At 72.0% G+C, this 17265-nt stretch carries 14 protein-coding genes and 3 pseudogenes; 8 read left to right on the top strand and 9 right to left on the bottom strand.

Features of this window, described 5'->3' with window-relative positions; genetic code table 11:
- The first annotated feature begins 42 nt into the window (after window positions 1-42).
- Window positions 43-2160, top strand: coding sequence for a RecQ family ATP-dependent DNA helicase (locus ACR5MH_RS10535; protein ID WP_431347159.1), 2118 nt, complete (start codon window positions 43-45; stop codon window positions 2158-2160).
- An 11-nt stretch (window positions 2161-2171) separates the two neighbouring features.
- On the opposite strand, the gene ACR5MH_RS10540 is transcribed toward ACR5MH_RS10535, so the two are convergent.
- From ACR5MH_RS10540 to ACR5MH_RS10555, 4 genes are read right to left on the bottom strand one after another with little or no spacing between them, the layout of a single operon-like run.
- A complete protein-coding gene (locus ACR5MH_RS10540; protein ID WP_433862638.1) occupies window positions 2172-2852 on the bottom strand; it encodes a UDP-N-acetylmuramate dehydrogenase in 681 nt (226 codons plus the stop codon).
- On the bottom strand, window positions 2807-3361 hold the full coding sequence (locus ACR5MH_RS10545) for an FAD-binding protein (protein ID WP_433862580.1): 555 nt from the start codon (window positions 3359-3361) through the stop codon (window positions 2807-2809). The genes ACR5MH_RS10540 and ACR5MH_RS10545 overlap by 46 nt, the downstream gene beginning before the upstream one ends.
- An 8-nt stretch (window positions 3362-3369) precedes the next feature.
- The gene (locus ACR5MH_RS10550) at window positions 3370-3798 is read right to left on the bottom strand and encodes a MaoC family dehydratase (protein ID WP_433862581.1); all 429 of its coding nucleotides are present in this window, start codon (window positions 3796-3798) and stop codon (window positions 3370-3372) included.
- A complete protein-coding gene (locus ACR5MH_RS10555) occupies window positions 3795-4241 on the bottom strand; it encodes an FAS1-like dehydratase domain-containing protein (protein WP_431347162.1) in 447 nt (148 codons plus the stop codon). Before ACR5MH_RS10555 ends, ACR5MH_RS10550 begins: the two co-directional genes overlap by 4 nt.
- A 497-nt stretch (window positions 4242-4738) precedes the next feature.
- On the opposite strand from ACR5MH_RS10555, the pseudogene ACR5MH_RS10560 reads away from it, so the two are divergent.
- Window positions 4739-5661 (top strand): annotated as a pseudogene (locus ACR5MH_RS10560) (Ppx/GppA family phosphatase).
- Between the two features lie 72 nt (window positions 5662-5733).
- Here ACR5MH_RS10560 and ACR5MH_RS10565 read toward each other — a convergent pair.
- The 3 genes and pseudogenes from ACR5MH_RS10565 to ACR5MH_RS10575 form a co-directional block, all read right to left on the bottom strand.
- Window positions 5734-6938 (bottom strand): annotated as a pseudogene (locus ACR5MH_RS10565) (RNA polymerase sigma factor).
- Window positions 6939-7034: 96 nt separating this feature from the next.
- Window positions 7035-7451: a YciI family protein gene (locus ACR5MH_RS10570; protein ID WP_431347164.1), complete on the bottom strand. Its 417-nt coding sequence runs from the start codon at window positions 7449-7451 to the stop codon at window positions 7035-7037.
- A gap of 96 nt (window positions 7452-7547) precedes the next feature.
- On the bottom strand, window positions 7548-8228 hold the full coding sequence (locus tag ACR5MH_RS10575) for a TetR/AcrR family transcriptional regulator (protein WP_431347165.1): 681 nt from the start codon (window positions 8226-8228) through the stop codon (window positions 7548-7550).
- 121 nt (window positions 8229-8349) lie between these two features.
- Between ACR5MH_RS10575 and ACR5MH_RS10580 the strand changes: the two genes are divergently transcribed.
- Both ACR5MH_RS10580 and ACR5MH_RS10585 read left to right on the top strand, forming a co-directional pair.
- Window positions 8350-9090: a DUF4386 domain-containing protein gene (locus tag ACR5MH_RS10580; protein ID WP_431347166.1), complete on the top strand. Its 741-nt coding sequence runs from the start codon at window positions 8350-8352 to the stop codon at window positions 9088-9090.
- An 85-nt stretch (window positions 9091-9175) separates the two neighbouring features.
- Window positions 9176-9715, top strand: coding sequence for a GIY-YIG nuclease family protein (locus tag ACR5MH_RS10585; protein WP_431347167.1), 540 nt, complete (start codon window positions 9176-9178; stop codon window positions 9713-9715).
- A gap of 262 nt (window positions 9716-9977) precedes the next feature.
- Here the strand turns inward: ACR5MH_RS10585 and ACR5MH_RS10590 are convergent, their stop codons facing one another.
- Window positions 9978-11552 (bottom strand): MFS transporter, encoded by a 1575-nt coding sequence (locus tag ACR5MH_RS10590; protein ID WP_431347168.1) that lies wholly within the window; start codon window positions 11550-11552, stop codon window positions 9978-9980.
- A 186-nt stretch (window positions 11553-11738) separates the two neighbouring features.
- On the opposite strand from ACR5MH_RS10590, the gene ACR5MH_RS10595 reads away from it, so the two are divergent.
- Entirely contained in the window at window positions 11739-12320 is a 582-nt protein-coding gene (locus ACR5MH_RS10595) for a TetR/AcrR family transcriptional regulator (protein ID WP_431347169.1), read from the top strand.
- Between the two features lie 83 nt (window positions 12321-12403).
- Complete coding sequence (locus ACR5MH_RS10600) at window positions 12404-14131, top strand: cation:proton antiporter (RefSeq protein WP_431347170.1); 1728 nt, start codon at window positions 12404-12406, stop codon at window positions 14129-14131.
- Here ACR5MH_RS10600 and ACR5MH_RS10605 read toward each other — a convergent pair.
- On the bottom strand, window positions 14113-15171 hold the full coding sequence (locus tag ACR5MH_RS10605; protein WP_431347171.1) for a PqqD family peptide modification chaperone: 1059 nt from the start codon (window positions 15169-15171) through the stop codon (window positions 14113-14115). The two genes, ACR5MH_RS10600 and ACR5MH_RS10605, sit on opposite strands and share 19 nt — an antisense overlap.
- Window positions 15172-15285: 114 nt before the next feature.
- On the opposite strand from ACR5MH_RS10605, the gene ACR5MH_RS10610 reads away from it, so the two are divergent.
- Complete coding sequence (locus ACR5MH_RS10610) at window positions 15286-15732, top strand: Fur family transcriptional regulator (protein WP_431347172.1); 447 nt, start codon at window positions 15286-15288, stop codon at window positions 15730-15732.
- A gap of 13 nt (window positions 15733-15745) precedes the next feature.
- Window positions 15746-17238 (top strand): annotated as a pseudogene (locus ACR5MH_RS10615) (catalase).
- Window positions 17239-17265 lie beyond the last annotated feature (27 nt).

Consider the following 17265-nt stretch of genomic DNA (forward strand, 5'->3'; position numbering starts at 1 on the left):
CGCTCCGGTCGCGACGTCGGCACCGTCTGGGACGATGGCTGCATGAGCACCACTGACACCGCCTCCCCGGCCACCCGCGATCGAGCCCTGAGCCGCCTCCGCGCGCTGGTCGGCCGTCCCGACGCGGAGTTCCACGACGGGCAGTTCGAGGCGGTGTCGGCCCTCGTCGACGATCGCAGCAGGGCGCTCGTCGTTCAGCGCACCGGGTGGGGCAAGTCCGCGGTGTACTTCGTGGCGACCATGCTGCTGCGCGAGCAGGGCGCGGGGCCGACCATCCTCGTCTCCCCTCTCCTCGCGCTCATGCGCGACCAGGTGGAGGCAGCGGCCCGGGCGGGCGTCCGCGCGCTGTCGATCAACTCGGCCAACCGGCACGAGTGGGACGACGTGGCCGCGCGGCTGCGCGACGACACGGTGGACGTCCTCCTCGTGTCACCGGAGCGCCTGAACAATCCGGACTTCCGCGACCAGCAGCTCCCGGCCCTGGTCGAGCGCTGCGGGCTGCTCGTCATCGACGAGGCCCACTGCATCTCCGACTGGGGGCACGACTTCCGGCCGGACTACCGGCGATTGCGCGACCTCGTCGCCGAGCTCCCGGAGGGCATACCGGTACTGGCGACGACCGCGACCGCGAATCAGCGGGTGGTCGCGGACGTCGAGGAGCAGCTCGGCGACTCAGCGCTCCCGGCGGCGGTGCGCACCATCCGCGGCCCGCTGGCGCGCCGCTCGCTGCGGCTCGGCGTCCTCGCGCTCGAGGATGCCACCGCCCGCCTGGCGTGGCTGGCCGGGCATCTCGCCGACCTCCCGGGCAGCGGGATCGTCTACGCGCTCACCGTGTCGGCCGCGGACGACACGGCGCGTGTGCTGCGGCGGGCCGGCCACGACGTCGCCGCGTACACCGGGCAGACCGATCCGGCCGAACGGGAGGAGCTCGAGGGGCGGTTGAAACGCAACCAGGTCAAGGCCCTCATCGCCACCAGCGCCCTCGGTATGGGTTTCGACAAGCCCGACCTGGGATTCGTGGTGCACCTCGGGGCGCCGTCCTCCCCGGTCGCGTACTACCAGCAGGTCGGTCGTGCCGGGCGCGCCACGGAGTCGGCGGACGTGCTGCTGCTGCCTGGCCCGGAGGACCGCGCGATCTGGCGGTACTTCGCCACGGCGGCCATGCCGACCGAGGAGAAGGCGACCGCCCTGCTCGGCGCGCTGAGCGACCAGGTGCAGTCCACGCGCGTGCTGGAGAGCCGCGTCGACCTGCGCTCGTCCACCCTCGAGCTGCTGCTCAAGGTGCTCGACGTCGACGGCGCGGTGCGGCGCGTACCGGGCGGTTGGGTGTCGACAGGACAGTCGTGGGAGTACGACCGCGACCGCTATGAACGGATCGCGGCAGCGCGCGAGGCCGAGCAGCAGGCGATGCTCGACTACGAGACCACCTCCGGGTGCCGCATGGAGTTCCTGCAGCGGCAGCTCGACGACCCCGACGCCGGCCGGTGCGGGCGCTGCGACCGTTGCGCCGGCGAATGGTATCCGGCGGGAGTCGCGACGGACGCGCGGCAGACGATCGCGGCGGAGCTCGACCGGGTCGGCGTCCCCGTCGAACCGCGGAAGCTGTGGCCGACCGGCGCGGACAGTCTCGGCGTGCCCGTGCGGGGCAAGATCGCCCCGGGCGAGCAGCTCGAGACCGGCCGCGTGCTCGCACGGCTCACCGACCTCGGCTGGGGCGGTCGGCTTCGGCAACTCCTCGACGCCGACGCGGCGGACGGCGAGTGCCCTCCGGAGGTCCTCAACGCCTGCGTGCAAGTGCTCGCCGGCTGGGACTGGGCGAACCGGCCCGCTGCCGTGGTCGCCGTACCGTCGCGCGGCCGGCCGAGGTTCACCGAGAGCCTCGCGCGCGGGCTCGCCCGCATCGGGAGGCTCTCCTACCTCGGCGCCCTCGCGTTGCGCGGCGGCGGACCGACGGGCGGCCCCGGCGGCAACAGCACCTACCGGCTCGCAGGTGTCTGGGACCGGTTCGACGCGTCCGGACTCGAACTCCCCGCCGGCGCGCCGGTATTGCTCGTGGACGACCTGATCGACAGCCGCTGGACCGTCACCGTTGCCGGGCGCGAACTGCGCCGGGCGGGTGCGGGCGCGGTGCTTCCGTTCGCCGCGGCCCTGCGGGCCTGACCGACGCGCGGCTACAGGTCGAGCCCGACCAGGATGGGCTCCGGTCGCAGCAGCACCCCGAACTCCGCCTGGACCCGGGCCTGGATGAAGGAGGCGAGCTGGACGACGTCCGCCGCGCTCGCGTGGCCGCGGTTGACGATCGCAAGCGTGTGCTTGGACGAGATGGCGGCGTCCGAGCCCGGCAGCGCGAACCCCCGCCGGATTCCGGCGTTCTCGATCAGCCAAGCGGCGGAAAGCTTGACGTCGTAGGGGCCACCTGCGAGCGGCGGGATGTCCAGCGGGTGCACGCCACCGGCCGGGAGATCGATCACGACGTCCGGCTCCGGAGGGGTGACGGGCCAGCGGGGCGCTTTCGCCGGCAGGCCGCGCGCGAACGACTCCGAGACGATCGGGTTGGTGAAGAAGCTGCCCGCGCTGACCGAGTCCGGGTCGGCCGGGTCGAGCACCATCCCCTTCGAGGCGCGGAGGGCGAGCACGGCGCGGCGGAGCTCGGCGACCGGTACACGCGACCCGAGCGGCACCCCGAGCGAGTCGGCGAGCTGAGCGTACGCGACCGGGGCGCTGAGCGGCGCGCCGACGCCGCCGGGCACCGCGTTGTCCGCGAGTTCCAGGTCGACCGTGAGCACGACACCGAGCAGCCCGCGCTTCAGGATGGAGGTCCGGTACCCCAGGTCCAGGTCCGCACGCGACAGGCGACGGACCTCCCCGTGCCCGCATCCAGGAACTCGACGCCGAGCAGCGCCGACTCGAGCTCCTGGCCGTACGCTCCGATGTTCTGCACCGGGGCGGCGCCGGTCGAGCCGGGGATGCCGGACAGCGCCTCGATGCCGGACCAGCCGTTGCGAACGGTCAGCGCGACCACGTCATCCCAGGGCTCGCCGGCCTGCACCCGCAGGCGCACGCGGCCCTCCGGCGCCTCGAGGCGCTCGACACCGCGGGTGACCACGCGGATCACGGTGCCCTCGAAGCCCTCGTCGCCGGCGACCGTGTTCGAGCCGCCGCCGAGCAGCAGCCAGTCCTCGCCCGAGGCCCAGACCTCCCGGGCGGCCGCGACGAGCGCGTCGGTGTCCGCCGGGGCGACCAGGGCCTCCGGGACGCCGCCGACCCGCATGGTCGTCAGCTCCGACAGGGGCGGGGTCGCCGTCAGCTCGTCGCCCGTGGCCGGCTCGTCGCCCGGGGTCGCTCCGTCGCTCGCGGTCATCTCGACGTTCACGCGAGCGAGACGCGCACCTGCGCCTTGCCGAGCACGGTCTCGGAGTTGAAGGTCGTCGTGAGGTCGATCCGCGCGACCCGGGCCTCCGTGTCGAGCTGTCCGACCGTGGCGGTCACCTGCACGCTCGCGCCCTCCGCCGGGTCCACGACCACCGGGCGGGTGAAGCGCACCTGATAGTCCACGACGCGCGCCGGGTCCCCGGCCCAGTCGACCACCGGCTGGACGGCGAGCCCCATCGTCAGCATCCCGTGTGCGATCACGCCCGGAAGGCCCACCGAGGTCGCGACGTCGTCGCGGTAGTGGATCGGATTGAAGTCGCCCGAGGCGCCGGCGTAGCGGACGAGAGCGTCGCGGCTCAGGTCGAACGAGCGCTCGGCGACCACGTCGCCGACAGTCAGCGCATCGAAATCGGGGGCGGCCATCACTCGTCTCCTCGCACGACCAGGGTCGAAACAGAGGTGACGACGTGTTCGCCGGCGCCGTCCACGATCACCGACTCGGCGGTGACCATGCTGTGCGCGCCGAGCGACTTGACCGCCGTGACCGTCAGCGTCGCCGTCAGTTCGTCGCCCGCGATCACCGGACGCGAGAACGTGAACCGCTGGTCGCCGTGGACGACCCGGCTGAAGTCGATGCCCGCCTGCGGGTCGGCGAGGAGCTGGTCGAGCGTGAGTTGCTGCACCACGACCGGGAAGGTGGGCGGCGCGACGAGGTCGGCGTGACCCGCGGCCTGCGCGGCGGCCACATCGAAGCTGATCGGATCCGTCGCGAGCACGGCGGCGGCGAACTCGCGCACCTTCTCACGGCCGACGAGATACGGAGGGGTGGGCGGGAAACTCCGGCCCACGAGCTCTGGGTTCACTGGCACGCGTCGATTCTACGCAAGCGCCCGAGTCTGCCCCGAAACCCGGTCTGCCCCGAAAACCCGGTCTCCCCTCCGGAACCCGTCCTCCCCGGGAAAAGAGAACCCCGGCGCACTCGGCGCCGGGGTTCTCGAAGCTGTCGTCAGCGGACTACTGGCAGCTGTCGCACTGCAGCAGATCCATCGGGTCGACCGGAACTGCATAGCCGCCGACAGTGTCGTTTTCGTAGTCCATGATGGCCTCCCCGGAAATCTTGTCACTCGCGTGTCTCGCGGTGTTTACCCACTATATAACCCGAATGACACGATTGTCATTCCACTACATGTAGTGTTTGGGGGATTTTTTCGGGACCTCGTCCCACACCCCCGAGAATACGCGGGACCACCGACAGACCCCCTCCGAACTGGGTACATCGACGCGGCGTGTCGCCCTGCCGGAGCCGCGTGCCACCCCACGAGACGGCGTGTCGCCGGCGGTCTCCCCGGCCCACTACTGTCTGACTATGCGACTCGGAGTCCTCGACGTGGGATCGAACACCGTCCACCTTCTCGTGGTCGACGCGCACCCGGGCGCCCGCCCCTCCCGGCCGCCACGCACAAGTCCGTGCTGCGCCTCATGCGCTACATCACCGAGGACGGCGCGATCAGCGCCGAGGGCGAGACGGCCATCCTGGAGGCGATCCGGTCGGCGGTAGAGGTCGGCCGCGCGGAGGGCATCGAAGAGCTGCTGCCGTTCGCGACCTCGGCCATCCGGGAGGCTGCCAACGGTCCCGCCATCCTGGCCCGCATCCTGGACGAGACGGGCGTCGACCTCCAGGTGCTCTCCGGCGAGGACGAGGCGCGGCTGACGTTCCTCGCCGTGCGCCGCTGGTCGGGCTGGTCGGCCGGCTCCATCCTCCTGATGGACATCGGCGGCGGCTCGCTCGAGATCGCGGCGGGCGTCGACGAGTACCCGGACACCGCGGTGTCCTTGCCGCTCGGCGCCGGCCGCAGCACGATCGGCTTCCTGCACCAGGACCCGCCGACCGCGGACCAGCTCACGGCACTGCGGGACCACGCCAGGACGACTCTCGCGGACGCCGTCGGACGCTTCACCGACCGCGGGCCCGCGCACGTGATCGGCACCTCGAAGACCATCCGCTCGCTCGCCCGCCTGGCCGGGTCGACCGCGAGCGGACCGGGCGGGACGGAGCGCAGTCTCCTGCGCCGCTCGGAGCTCGCCGACTGGGTTCCGCGCCTGGCGCAGCTCACGGCCGACGCCCGCACCGCGCTGCCGGGGATCACGGCGGACCGGACCTTCCAGATCGTGGCGGGCGGGGTGGCGCTGCGGGAGGCGATGCGCGCGTTCGACGTTCCGGTGCTCGAGGTCTGCCCGTGGGCGCTGCGCGAGGGCATCATCCTCCGCTACCTCGACCACCTCGACTAACCATCGCTTCCTCACTTCCTCCCGCGACTCGCCGGGTGGCGGCGGGAGAAAGTGAGGAACGGATGGCTGCGGTCAGGGGGTGAGCGCGGCGGCCTTCCCGAGGAGGACGCTGCGCTCGGCGGCGTTCGCGCACAGGTCGGCGGCGCGGCGGTACTCGTCCGCGGCTTCGGCGGTGCGGCCGAGGCGGGAGAGCAGCTCGCCACGCACGCCGGGTAACAGGTGCGAGCCCGCGAGCGCCCCACCGCGTTCCACGGCCTCCGCCTCCACCAGCCCGGCGGCCGGTCCGTCGGCCATCGCGACGGCGACAGCGCGGTTGAGGGCGACGATCGGGGACGGCGCCACCTGAGAGAGCGCCTCGTAGAGGAGGACGATCCGCGGCCAGTCCGTCCCCGCGACCGAGGGCGCGACCGCATGGCATTCCGCGATCGACGCCTGGAGGCCGTACGGCCCGAGTCCGCGGTCCGCGGCGACCGCGGTGGCGAGCGCCGCCCGGCCGCGGCGGATCGCCGAGCGGTCCCAGCGGCGGCGGTCCTGGTCCTCCAGGAGCACCGGGCTGCCGTCGGGCGCGGTCCGCGCGGGGAAACGCGCCGCGGTCAGTTCGAGCAGTGCGAGCAGGCCGTGGACCTCCGGCTCCCGTTCGAGCCGGGCGAGCACACGCGCGAGCCGCACCGCCTCGTACGCCAGGTCGGTGCGCATCCAGGCCTCCCCGCCGTCGCGGACGAGCCCTCGGTGAAGATCAGGTAGATCACGCTGAGCACCGAGTCAAGGCGTTCCCGGCGGTCGGGCCCCGACGGGATCTCGAACGGCACATGCGCCGCGGCGATCGTCTTCTTCGCGCGGGTGATGCGCGCCTGTACGGTCGGCACCGGCACGATGAACGCGCGCGCGATCTCGTCCGTGGTGAGGCCTCCGACGACCTTCAGCGTCAGCGCGATGCGCGCCTCCCGGGACAGCACCGGGTGGCAGGCCGTGAAGATCAGGGCGAGCACGTCGTCTTCGATGTCGTCAGCGTCGAACAGCAGGTCGGCACCCGGGGCGGTCTCGTCGAGGTCGCGGGCGAGCAGCGCGTACCGCTCGTCGCGGCCGGCGCGGCGGCGGAACGCGTCGATCGCGCGCCGCCGCCCCACCGTGAGCAGCCAGCCGACCGGATCCTGCGGCGGCCCCGAGGTCGCCCAGCCGACGAGTGCCTCGGCGAGCGCCTCCTGGGCGACGTCCTCCGCGAGCGCGAAGTCGCCGGTGTAGCGGGCGAGCGCACCGACGATCCGGGCGGACTCCATGCGCCACACCGCCTCGACGGCGCGGCGGGCATCGGAGGGGTTCGCGGCGTCACAGCAGGGCCGGGGTCGTCCGGTGGGCGACAGGCGCCGCGCTGCCTAGAGCTGACCGGTCGCCTCGCGCCACGCGCGCTCCTTCTGGATCCACTCGTTGTCCTGCGGGAACTCGTCGATGTGGGTCACGCGGCGGATCTCCACCTTGCTGCCCTGGATGTACGGCATGCGCTTCGTCCACTCGACGGCTTCCTGCGCCGAGGCGACGTCGAGGATGTAGAAGCCGTTGAACAGCTCTTTGGTCTCTCCGTACGGGCCGTCGGTGACGACCGGCGCCTCGCCGGTGAAGTCGACGACCACGCTCTCGGCCGGGTCGAGGCCCTCGGCCGCGAGCAGCACGCCCGCGCGGATGAGCTCGTCATTGAACCGGCCCATCGCGTCGAGGACGTCGGCGAAATCGACGTTGCGGAACGCCTCCTCCGCCTCGGCGGTCGGACGCAGGACGAGCATGTACTTGGCCATTGTCACTCCTTGATCTGGCGGGTCCCTTCGACCCTCTCATTCCCAAGGTCGGGCGGGCCAGCGGGAAATCGACACGCGCCGGAAGATTTGTCCGGGTCAGGGTTGGAGACGTTCGATGCCCTCGAGGATGAGGTCGAGGCCGGTGGCGAACTCCTCGTCGTAGTCGTAGCCCGCCTGCGCCAGTTCCGCGACGACCTCCAGGAGATACGGGAACTGCAGGGCGACCTCCGGCGGCACGGTCTCGCTCTTCGCAGCCGCGGCCTCGCCCGACTCCTCCGGAGTGTCGAACGGGAGGGTCTTCTCCTGGAGCGCGAAGCCGTAGACGTAGGCGTCGAGGACCGATGTGGCGTGCACGGTGGCGCGGAACGAGAAGCCGGCTTCGCGCAGGCAGCCCATCATGGCGTTGTGGGCGGCGAGGTTGGCCAGGCCGGGGCGCATGCGCGACTCCATCAGGCCGACGGCCCACGGGTGCCGGCGGAGCGCGGCGCGGAGGGAGGCGGCGCGGGCGCGCATGGCTTCGCGCCAGGGGAGAGCGGGTGCTCCGCTGTCGGCGTCGGCGATCGCGGGCGGCTCGACCTCCGCCCAGACCAGGTCGACCATCCCGTCGATCAGCTCCTCTTTGTTGGCGACGTGCTTGTAGAGGGCCATCGGGACGACGCCGAGCTCGGCCGCGAGGGCGCGCATGGAGAGCGCGTCGAGGCCGGCGGCGTCGGCGCGTTCGAGCGCGCGGGCGAGCACGACATCGCGGGTGAGGCGTGAGCGCGCGGGCTGCGGCATCGGCGGCTCCTCCGGATCCGGACAGACTGTTGACAAGGTGTACGGCGTACACCTATCGTTCGAGGTGTACACCGTACACCCATCCTAGACCACCGCATCGAACCCCGAATCCGAGGACCCCATGACCGCCCAGATCGTCACCATCGAGCCGGCGCCCACCCCGAGCGCCGACCGCCTCCGCTCGCTCACCGCGGGCGTGCTCTTCCTCGTCACGTTCGTCTCGGCCATCGCCGGCGTCCTGCTCTACGCGCCCGTCCTGGACGACCCGCACTATGTGCTCGGCGCCGGAGCCGACGGCCGGGTCCTGCTCGGCATCCTCTGCGAGGCGGTGCTGATCGCCGCCAACCTCGGCACCGCGCTCGCGCTCCTCCCCGTCCTGCGCCGCCGGACAGAGGGACTCGCGCACGGCTACGTGATGGCGCGCGTCATGGAGTGCGTGTTCATTGCGGTCGGGATGCTGTGCCTGCTCACGGTCGTGACCCTCCGCCAGCACGCGGGGACGCCGGCCGACGCGGACGCGCTCACCGCGTCGGCGCACACGCTGGTCACGCTTCGGAACTGGACGTTCCTGCTCGGCCCCGGCTTCGTCGCCGGACTCGGCAACGGCGTCCTGCTCGGCTGGCTGCTGCTGCGCGCCGGTCTCGTGCCGCGTCCGATGGCGGTTGTCGGGATGGTCGGCGGGTCGCTCGTCGCGCTGTCGGGGATCGGCGTGCTGTTCGGGCTGTGGAGTCAGGGGTCGCCGGTGTCCGCGGTGGCGACGGTGCCCGAGATCGTGTGGGAGGCGTTCCTGGGGGTCTACTTCACCTTCGTGGGGTTCCGGGCGCGTGGTCGGGCCCTGGTGAAGGCTCCCGCATCGGTCTGAGGGACGCGGGTGCTCAGCCTTCCGCCGCGTGCCGCCCGCGCCGCTTCCGCGTCTGTCCGTCGGCGGTCCGCGGTAGCGTCGCCGCGTGACCGAGTCATGCGCGCTGTGCGGGGCCCCCACCCATCCAGGGGCGCCGCTCCCGCTGTGCCTCCCCCACCTGCTGGAGGCGCACGAGTGGGTGGAGGGCGAGTACGGCCGGACCGACCTGCTCCCGTCGCCGTGCGCGTTCTGCGGTTCGCGGCTGGGCGTGAGGTACCCGTCCGGCTGGCTGTGCGCGGTCTGCGAGTGGCGGGTGGGCGAGACGGCTCCGGAAGCTGCGGCCTCCTCACGGGTGGACGTGGTCTACTACCTCCGCTACCGGGACCGCGTCAAGATCGGCACGACGGCCAACCCGGCGCAGCGCTTCGCCAGCCTCCCGCACGACGAGGTGCTCGCCTTCGAACGCGGCGACCGCACCCTGGAGCATCGGCGCCACGTCGAGTTCGCGGCCCTGCGCATCCCCGGGACCGAGTGGTTCGAGACGGATGCCGGCCTCTTGGCGCACGTCGCGGCGCTGCAGGCCGGGGTCTCCGACCCGTGGCTGTTGCTCGCGCGCTGGCGCAGCGAGGCCGCGGCGCGGGCGTGAGGGTTTCCGCTACTCCGGAGTGCGCGCGCGCACGCCGCGAGGATGCCCGTTCGTACGGACATCGGCGGCCGTGGCGACTGATTCTCCGGAGTACCGGCGACCGCGTTCGGGTCGCCGAGGGAAGGGGCCGGCGAGTACGTGTAACTCCGGAGACCCGCGCTGCGATGGCACGGGTCTCCGGAGTGATGGGCCGAATCGCCGTTGTGGGGCCGTGACCTCCGGAGTCACGGCCCAATCCCGTGGTCGGTCGGCCTGGCCGGCGTCAGGCCGCCGACACCGCGGGCTCGGTGGGGAGGTCGGCCTCCACCTTCTCGATGAGGCGGGCCATCTCGGCGGCCTCCGCCGAGGCGTCCGTCGCGGCCTGGAGCGGCTCGGCCATTGCGACGCGGGCCCCGTCGAGCCGGGCGAGCCCCGCGACAGCCGCCGACTCGGTCGTGGCCAGTCCCGCCGCGCGGCGCGACGTGCGCGACCGCATCACGACAGCCGCCGCCACCGTCACCACGGCTGCGCCGAACGCCAGCCCTCCGGCCGTGGCGAACCCTTCGGTATAGCCGGCCTCCGCCGGGAGCCCTCCGGCTCCGACCGTGCCGGTCACGAGCGCGGTCATCACCGCGGCGCCGATGGCCGAGCCGACGGTGCGGAGGTTGGCGTTCATCCCGCTGGCCACGCCGGTCTGTGTGGCGGGGACGCTCTGCACGACCACGCTCGTGATCGCCGCGTAGATCAGCCCCAGGCCGACGCCGAACAGTCCGGACGCCGTGGCGACCGCGGCCGGCGACCCGTGCAGGAAGGCCAGCGACAGGCTCGCCGCGGCCATCACCGTCGCCGCGATCACGATCTGGGTGCGGAAGCCGAGCCACCGCTCCAGCGGCCCGCTGAGGAAGCCTGTCACGGCCATCGTCACGAGCATGGGCAGCATCAGCAGCCCGGACTCCGCGACGGTCGCGCCCAGGCCGTAGCCCGTGGAGACCGGGGTCTGCACGAAGCGCGGGAAGAAGGCGAAGACCGCGAACATGGCGGCTCCGATGAAGACCGCGGCGGCGTTCATCGACCAGACGCCGGGCTCGCGCATGAGCCGCATGTCCACCAGCGGGTGCCGCGAGCGCAGCTCCACGACCACCCAGGCGGCGAGCAGCACCGCGGCGAGCGCGAACAGGCCGATCACGACCGGCGACGACCAGCCCCACTGCGCGCCCGTGCTGAGCGGCAGCAGGAGGGCGATCAGCCAGCCCGAGAGCAGAACGGCAGCCCACGGATTGACGCCACCGGTCGCACGGGTGGGCGACTCGGGGACGATCACGAGGGCGAGCACCGCGGCGGTGACGGTCAGCGCGACCGGGACGAGGAACAGCCCGCGCCAGCTCAGCGCGGCGGCGAGTGGGCCCGCGAGCACCGTGCCGAGGCCGCTGCCGACCGCGATGATCGAGGCGATCGCGCCGATGGCCGAGGGGAGGCGGTGCGGCGGGAACTCGTCGCGGATGATGCCGAACGCGAGCGGGAACATCGCTCCGCCGAGGCCTTGGACGACCCGGCCGGCGATGAGCACGCCGATGGAGGGCGCGACAGCGGCGATCACGCTGCCGAGTGCCACGGCGAGCAGCGCGAGCACGAAGATGCGGCGCTTGCCGACCAGGTCGCCGACGCGCCCGAGGAGGGGCGTGGCGACGGCGGCGGCGATCAGCCAGGCGGTCATGGTCCAGGTGACGCCCGTGGTGGTGGTGTGGAGGTCCTGCTGGATGACCGGCAGGACCGGGACGACGAGCGACTGGAGCGTCGCGAAGGAGGCCACGCTCAACGCCAGGACGGCGAAGGTGGCGGAGGGGCGGGATCGAGACATGGGTACGGTCTTCCGTTTCTCGAAAGAGGCCGACGTGTGGTCGACCGGGTGAATCTCTGCTGAGGAGGAGGTAGAATTGGAGGGAGGCTCCGTTCGGAGGCTGCCTCCGGTTACAACAACGACGATACCGGAGGGTGCCTCCGTTTCGCAACCCTCAGTTTTCGTCAACCCGGAAGGACCAGAGCCGTGACCGGCACAGAAGCAGCCGACACCGCCACCGCGCGCCCCCTGATCGCCCGGCCGCAGCGCGCGGACGCCCGGCGCAACTTCGACGCCCTGCTCGCCGCCGCGCGCGACGCGTTCGCCGAGGACGGCGCCGGAGCCTCCCTCGAGGACATCGCCCGTCGCGCCGGCGTCGGCATCGGCACGCTCTACCGCAACTTCCCCACCCGCGACGCACTCGTCGAGGCCGTCTACGTCGAGGAGGTGGAGGCCGTCGTCCGCGCCGCCGACGACGCCGCCGCCCTCGAGCCGTGGGAGGCCGTGCAGGCCTGGCTGCGCCGCTTCCTGCTCTACGTCGGCACCAAGAAGGCCCTGCTGGAAGGCCTCAACAAGGACTCCCCCGTCCTGCTCAGCTGCCGGACCTCCCTCTATGATGCGGGCGAGCCGCTGGTCCGCCGCGCTCAGGAGGCCGGCGAACTCCGGACCGACGCCACCGTCGGCGACGTGATCCGCATGGTGTCCGGCATCGCCGGCGTCGCGTTCGACGACGACGAGCAGCGCGACCGCGTCATCGCGATGGCGATCGACGGCCTCCGCGCCCGCTGAGCCGCGCCGCGCACCACCCACGGAGCGTTCACGCGACCTGAGAGTGTTCTCAGACGTCTGAAATCTTCCGTAGGCTGGAAGACATGGAGCTCGGTGTCTATGCGGTGATCGCGGTCGCGGTGATCGTCGGCGTAGCCGCCTTCGCCCGCAAACTCGGCGTCGCCGCGCCCATCATCCTCGTGATCGTCGGCGTCACCCTCTCGGTGCTGCCCGGCATGCCGGAGATCGAGGTGCCCCCGGAGATCATCCTCGACGGGCTGCTGCCGCCCATCCTCTATGCGGCGGCGATCAGCACCCCGCTCACCGACTTCCGCCGCAATCTGGCGCCGATCGCGGGGCTGTCGATCTTCCTCGTCGTCGTCACCGCGTTCGCGTCGGGCTTCGTGCTCTACACGATGCTGCCGGACCTCAACCTGGCCGCGGCCGTCGCCCTCGGCGCGATCATCAGCCCGCCTGACGCGGTCGCCGCGACCTCCATCGGCCGCAAGCTGGGCCTCCCGCCGCGCCTGCTCACCATGCTGGAGGGCGAGGGCCTGGTCAACGACGCGACCGCCCTGGTGCTGCTCCGCACCGCCCTCGCCGCGGCGGTCGGCACCCTCGCCACCCCGATCGCGGGCGTGCTCGACTTCTTCTCGGCCGTCATCATCGCCCTCGTCGTCGGGCTCGTGGTCGGCTTCGTCACGGTCTGGGTGCGGTCGAAGCTGACCGACCCCGTTCTCGACACCGCGCTGTCGGTCGTGGTGCCGTTCGCCGCGTTCGCCCCGACGGAGGCGCTCCACGGTTCCGGCGTCCTCGCCGTCGTCGTCACCGGGCTCTACACCGGGCACGCGGCCCCGCAGCATTTCAGCGCGCAGGCGCGGATCAGCGACCGGATCAACTGGCACACCATCCAGTTCCTGCTCGAGAACGGCGTCTTCCTGCTCATCGGGCTGGAGCTGCGCACGCTCATCGCCGATGTCGAGCACCCCGAGATCCTCAGCGTCTGGGACGCGGTCGGCATCGGCCTCATCGCGATGGGCGCGCTCGTCGTCATCCGCTACATCCTGATCGGGCCGCTCATCCTCGCCCTCCGAAGACGCGGGGAGCGCGCCGAGAAACACGTCCTGCGGGAGTGGCTGATGATCAGCTACTTCCGCGACCATCCCGTGCGCTACCGCTGGCAGGCGCAGCGCAAGCAGCGCGCCGAGCAGCGCTACGAACGGCACCGCAGCGACCTGGAGGAGTTCCGCCAGGAGGCCCTCGACTGGAAGGGCGGCGTCGTCCTCGGCTGGTCGGGGATGCGCGGCGTCGTCACACTGGCAGCGGCGCAGTCGCTCCCCGCGGACATCCCGTATCGTCCGCAGCTCATCCTGATCGCGTTCACGGTCGCGTTCGTCAGCCTCGTCGTGCAGGGCGGCACCCTGCCCTGGCTGATCCGCGTGCTGGGGCTGCAGGGCATCGACGTCAAGGACGACAGGAGGCTGCTCGCCAAGCTGCTCGACGACCTCAGCGAGGCCGGGCTCGCCGTGCTCGACGAACCGGAGATCGCCGCGGGCACCACCGCGCCGGTCGACCCGGAGGTCGTGGAGCGCGTGCGCCAGACCACCTACCTCCGCGCCGAAGCCGCGTGGGAGCGGATCGTGCTCTACGACACGCCTCCGGAGGGCCGTCCTCACCACGTGTACCGCACGCTGCGGCTCGCCGTGGTGGACGCCGAACGCGACCGCCTGCTGGAGGAGCGCGCACGCGGCGCCTACCCGTCGCGCATCCTCGGCGAGGCGCAGTCCATGCTCGACATCGAGGAGACGCGGCTTCAGTCCCGCGCGCGGTGACGTGCGGCGCCGCCGGGCCGCACGAGGCCGGCGCCCGCGAGCTCGTGGAGCACCGCGCCGAGTGCGTCCGCGCTGCTCCCATCCGGCGCCGGTCCGAACTCCTGCTCGACCTCCGCGACGAGCCGGGTCAGGGTCAGCGGGACCTCGAGCAGCTTCCAGACCAGCGAGGAGACCGGCGTCAACCGGGTGATCGTGTCCCGGGCGAGCACGACCGCCTCGCCGTCGAGGTCGACCCAGTCGTCGACCTCCGCGCGGCCGTACGTCGGGCCGGAGTCCGCTCCGCAGCGCAGCAGCTCGCGAACAGGCTCCACGAGGTCGGCGGCCTCGCGGTAGCTGATCACCTGAACGCCACCGCAGCGCCGGACCAGCCCGTCGAGCAGGCTCAGCGGCCGCGGCAGAGCGTTGAAGTAATTGATCTGCGCGACGAGGTCGCCGAGGACCTCCCGCAGCCCGACCGTCCTGATCGCCGGCGTCGTGGCCGCGTCCGTGCGATCGAGGAGGGCGATCCGTGTCAGCCGCAGCCGCGGCCCCGGGCGCAGCAACCCGAGCTCGTCGGGCCCGGCGACGTGCCTCCCGCGCGCCTCCGACGTCTTGAACGCCAGCGGCTGGGGGAAGGCGAGCACCTCGCCGGAGGGCGTGACGGCGACCGTTTCATCCGTGACATAGCCCAGTCCCGTCCCGAGCATGGCGGCGGCAGTCGATTTGCCGGCGCCGGACGGCCCGATGAGCGCGATGACGTCGCCCGTCGCGGGATCGGCGAGGCCCGCCGCGTGGAACGTCACCAGCTCGCCGCGGTTCGCCTCGATCGCCCGCCGGTTGAGGGCGCGGCGGAGGGCGATCCCCACCGCGTCGAGGTCGTGACCCGAGACGTCCGCGCCGGATCCTGCGGCGGAGGACACGGTGAGCGTGTCCGTCGCAGCGTCCTCGGCCGCCAGGCGTTGCCACTGGGCGCTGAGCCGGTCGGCGTCGGACTCCGGGAACCCGTCCAGGGAGACGCGCAGCCGTGCACCGAGAGCGTCCACCTGGAATTCGCGCGCCACCCTGATCCACCCTTCGGCTTGAAACTTCTTATGCAAGATTAGACGGCCCCCGCGCCACTCCCGGGATGCATGTTGTTTTGAATTACTCAAAAGAGAACCGATAGCGTGGCGGGCATGGACACCGCACAGCTCGAAGGCGCCCTGCGCGCGTCGGGCCTGCGCGTGACGCAGGGGCGGCTCGCCGTCCTGAACGCGCTCGACGCGCATCCCCACGTGGACGCCGAGACGGTGTACCGCGCAGTGCTGCCCGCGCTGCCCGGCACCTCGATCCAGAACGTCCACAACGTCCTCGGCGACCTCACCGCCGCCGGCCTGCTGCGACGGATAGAGCCGGCGCACTCGCCTGCGCTCTACGAGCGGCGCGTCGGTGACAACCACCACCACGTCGTGTGCACGTCGTGCGGAGCGGTGGCGGACGTGGAGTGCGTCGTCGGCCACGCGCCCTGCCTGCACCCCTCGGGGGCGGCCGGGTTCGCGGTGCAGGTGGCGGAGGTCACCTTCTGGGGGCTGTGCCCGTCCTGCCAGGAGCGCGCGGCGAAAGCCCCGTCGCACGCCGAATGAGGTTAGGAGAACCATGACGGAGAACCACACGACCACCCAGACCGGCAGCCCGGTCGGCAGCGACGCGCACTCGCTGACGTCCGGACGGGACGGGGCGACCGCGCTCCACGACCGCTACCTCGTCGAGAAGCTCGCGCAGTTCAACCGCGAGCGCATCCCGGAGCGGATCGTGCACGCCAAGGGCGGCGGGGCGTTCGGCGAGTTCGTCGTCACCGGCGACGTGACCGCGTACACGAAGGCCGCGGTCTTCCAGCCGGGCACCACCACGCGCACCCTGCAGCGCTTCTCGTCGGTCGCCGGCGAGATGGGGTCGCCGGACACCTGGCGCGATGTCCGCGGCTTCTCGGTGAAGTTCTACACGACCGAGGGCAACTACGACATCGTGGGCAACAACACCCCGGTGTTCTTCATCCGCGACGGCATCAAGTTCCCCGACTTCATCCACTCGCAGAAGCGCCTGCCCGGCTCGGGTCTGCGCGACGCCGACATGCAGTGGGACTTCTGGACCCTCTCGCCGGAGTCCGCGCACCAGGTCACTTACCTGATGGGCGATCGCGGCCTCCCGCGCTCGTGGCGGACCATGCCCGGCTACGGCTCGCACACCTACCAGTGGATCAACGCGGCGGGCGAGCGGTTCTGGGTGAAGTACCACTTCCACGCGCTGCAGGGCAACGAGGAGATGCGCGGCGCCGAGGCGCAGCGGATCGCGGGCGAGGACGCGGACTACTACCGCCGCGACCTCTACGAGGCGATCGAGCGCGGCCACTTCCCCGCATGGAAGGTGAGCGTGCAGGTGATGCCCTACGAGGACGCCAAGACCTACCGGTTCAATCCGTTCGACCTGACCAAGGTGTGGCCGCACAGCGACTACCCGCTCATCCCGGTCGGGGTCCACACGCTCAACGAGAACCCCGAGAACTTCTTCGCGCAGATCGAGCAGGCGGCGTTCTCCCCGCCAACACCGTCCCGGGCATCGACATCAGCCCGGACAAGATGCTGATGGCGCGCGTGTTCTCCTACCCGGACGCGCAGCGCTACCGCGTCGGCACCAATTACAACGAGCTGCCGGTGAACGCGCCGGTCGCCCCGGTGCGCAACTACTCGCAGGACGGCGCGGGGCGCCACGGCTTCAAGCCGGCCGGCGCGCCCGTGTACGCGCCGAACTCGTTCGGCGGCCCCGTCGCGGACCCGGCGGCGGCAGGCGAGGGCTCGTGGGAGTCGGACGGCGCGCTCGTGCGCTCGGCGGCGACCCTGCACGCCGAGGACGACGACTTCGGACAGGCGGGGACGCTCTACCGCGAGGTCTACGACGACGCGGCGAAGGAGCGGTTCCTGGACACGATCGCGGGCGCCGTCGGCGGGGTGACGCGCGACGACATCCGCGAGCGGGCGATCCAGTACTGGACGAACGTCGACGCGGAGCTCGGCGCGGCCCTGCGGGCGCGGCTGGAGGCGGATGTGGCCGACCCGGACGAGGCGGCGGAGTTCGTGGGCGTCGGCGAGTAACGCCTGTCCGACCTGCATCGCCAACGG

The sequence above is a fragment of the Streptomyces sp. L7 genome, assembly GCF_050990935.1.
Taxonomy (GTDB): domain Bacteria; phylum Actinomycetota; class Actinomycetes; order Actinomycetales; family Microbacteriaceae; genus Leifsonia.

Excerpts from the sequence above, each read along its gene's own strand:
- ACR5MH_RS10535 (WP_431347159.1), top strand. The coding sequence starts at position 43 with ATGAGCACCACTGACACCGCCTCCCCGGCCACCCGCGATCGAGCCCTG.
- ACR5MH_RS10545 (WP_433862580.1), bottom strand. The coding sequence starts at position 3,361 with ATGACCGCGAGCGACGGAGCGACCCCGGGCGACGAGCCGGCCACGGGC.
- ACR5MH_RS10570 (WP_431347164.1), bottom strand. The coding sequence starts at position 7,451 with ATGGCCAAGTACATGCTCGTCCTGCGTCCGACCGCCGAGGCGGAGGAG.
- ACR5MH_RS10575 (WP_431347165.1), bottom strand. The coding sequence starts at position 8,228 with ATGCCGCAGCCCGCGCGCTCACGCCTCACCCGCGATGTCGTGCTCGCC.
- ACR5MH_RS10580 (WP_431347166.1), top strand. The coding sequence starts at position 8,350 with ATGACCGCCCAGATCGTCACCATCGAGCCGGCGCCCACCCCGAGCGCC.
- ACR5MH_RS10590 (WP_431347168.1), bottom strand. The coding sequence starts at position 11,552 with ATGTCTCGATCCCGCCCCTCCGCCACCTTCGCCGTCCTGGCGTTGAGC.
- ACR5MH_RS10600 (WP_431347170.1), top strand. The coding sequence starts at position 12,404 with ATGGAGCTCGGTGTCTATGCGGTGATCGCGGTCGCGGTGATCGTCGGC.
- ACR5MH_RS10610 (WP_431347172.1), top strand. The coding sequence starts at position 15,286 with ATGGACACCGCACAGCTCGAAGGCGCCCTGCGCGCGTCGGGCCTGCGC.